Here is a 1,959-nt window from a genome sequence, read left to right as displayed (position 1 = left end):
GTAAAAGTCCTAGATGGGCATCACTCAGACCACAACGAAATTTTACATAAGGAATAATCGGTGCCCACGCGGCCCCCGCGAATCCTGCAATCAGAAATGCTATGCGTGTGGAATATTGTGCACGAGTTGAATTGGCTTGAGGGCTTTTCAGCGAGAACAAATGAAAATTCCTTTGAAGGCATTGTGCACTCTTGTCACACCTAATACGCCGCAATCAAAAAAGGCGAGCAGGTCACGATCGTTAACCTGTTTTTTTATCTAGGTAGCGGACAGTCCGCTTGCCCCCCATAGCAGTTCATCCCCAGATACGAAATTTGCCGTGATATCTAAGAGTTCTTTTGGAAATTGAGCGTGAGTAGTTTTCAGGGTGTCTGTCGCGTGATTCAAACTCAGGAGTGGACGCCAGAACAACGCGGCCGAATGGCCGACATTACAGGCAAGACGAAGCGTTATCCGTCTGATCTGACCGATGAAGAATGGGAACGCATAGCGCCCCTGATGCCACCTTGGAACCGGCGTGGCCGGAAACGATTGACCGATTTTCGTGAGATCATCAATGCGCTGCGCTATCTTGTCCGCTCAGGTTGTGGCTGGGAAATGTTGCCTGTTCATTTTGGTCCATGGCAGACCGTCTATTGGTGGTTCCGCAGGCTAATGCGCCGTTTCCTGTTTCAAACCATCCATGATGTCTGCCTGATGCTTGATCGTGAAGCTGCGGGACGCGAGGCCAGTCCATCTGGGGGCGTTATCGATAGCCAGAGTATCAAGGCTCCTCATGCAATGACCCGTGGCTATGACGCCGGCAAGAAGATCGTTGGCCGCAAGCGTCATATCGCGGTCGATACCGATGGCCGACTGCTTCTGGTCAGGCTGACACCAGCCGATATTTCGGATAGTGCGGGTGGACAGATGATCCTGGATGCTATCCGCCAACGCTGGACGTGGGTGAAGCATTTCTTCGCAGATGGGGCCTATGACCGCCTGCAGTTGATGGACAAAGCCGCCTTTCACGACTTCACGGTCGAGATCATCCGGCGCTCAGATACGGCAAAAGGATTTGAAATTCTGCCATGTCGACGGGTCGTTGAACGGATATTCGGCTGGATGATCCGCTGGCGCCGACTGGTGAGGGATTACGAACAGCGTATCGACGTGGCAGAGGCCATGATCCACATCGCCATGGGAAGCCTCATGCTACGCCGAAATGCTCATCCCTGAATTTCCAAAAGGGCTCTAAAAGGAGGGCTTTAGTAGTTACGGCAAGGCGATAGAGGCCGCAGTTATTTTATTCGATCTTCATCGTGGGAAGTGGAGCATCGATCTCTTGCGCAGAGAACGATGCTGGATTTTGACAGGCGTTGTTAACCTGCAAACTGAATATATCAGGACGGGCGTAATGGCCTGCCACGTCCAGATCGTATTTCCCTCGGATTACATCATCCAGATCGATATCAGCCGTAATGATCGCTTCACGATCATAAATTGGTCCGGCAATGATTTCTCCAAGCGGACTGACGATCACACTGCCACCCCGAATAAGCACGGTGTCCGGATTATTGCCCTGATGGCAGGCATACTCCTCCGGCGCATCCGCACGCGTCATGTACTGACAGGCACTAAGAACAAACGTCCGTCCTTCATAGGCAATATGCCTCATGGAAGCCTGCCAGATATCGCGCTCATCTACCGTAGGCGCACACCAGAGATTGATACCCCGGACATACATACTCTGCCGCAGATCCGGCATATAGTTTTCCCAGCAGATCGCAGCCCCGATACGGCCGATATCCGTCTCAAAAACCGGAATGGTCGAACCGTCTCCTTGTCCCCAGACCAATCGTTCGGTGCCGGTCGGCATCAGCTTGCGATGTTTGCCAAGAAGTGTCCCATCGGGTCCGAAAAAAAGCGCCGTACAATACAACGTAGCCCCATCACGTTCGATAACCCCAACAACGAGAT

General features: G+C 52.3%; 2 protein-coding genes. One reads left to right on the top strand and one right to left on the bottom strand.

Annotated elements, in window-relative coordinates; all coding sequences use genetic code 11:
• Window positions 1-420: 420 nt before the first annotated feature.
• The gene (locus ABF824_RS16315) at window positions 421-1,218 is read left to right on the top strand and encodes an IS5 family transposase (RefSeq protein WP_415490000.1); all 798 of its coding nucleotides are present in this window, start codon (window positions 421-423) and stop codon (window positions 1,216-1,218) included.
• A 67-nt stretch (window positions 1,219-1,285) separates the two neighbouring features.
• On the opposite strand, the gene ABF824_RS16310 is transcribed toward ABF824_RS16315, so the two are convergent.
• The coding region (locus ABF824_RS16310; RefSeq protein WP_415489999.1) for a carbon-nitrogen hydrolase family protein at window positions 1,286-1,959 on the bottom strand (674 nt) is incomplete at its 5' end.

Source organism: Acetobacter sp., from assembly GCF_047721705.1.
GTDB lineage: Bacteria > Pseudomonadota > Alphaproteobacteria > Acetobacterales > Acetobacteraceae > Acetobacter.
This window is presented reverse-complemented; position numbering and strand designations above follow the sequence as displayed.

Bases quoted from the DNA above. Each gene is read 5' to 3' on its own strand.
- ABF824_RS16315 (WP_415490000.1), top strand. From the start codon at position 421: ATGGCCGACATTACAGGCAAGACGAAGCGTTATCCGTCTGATCTGACC.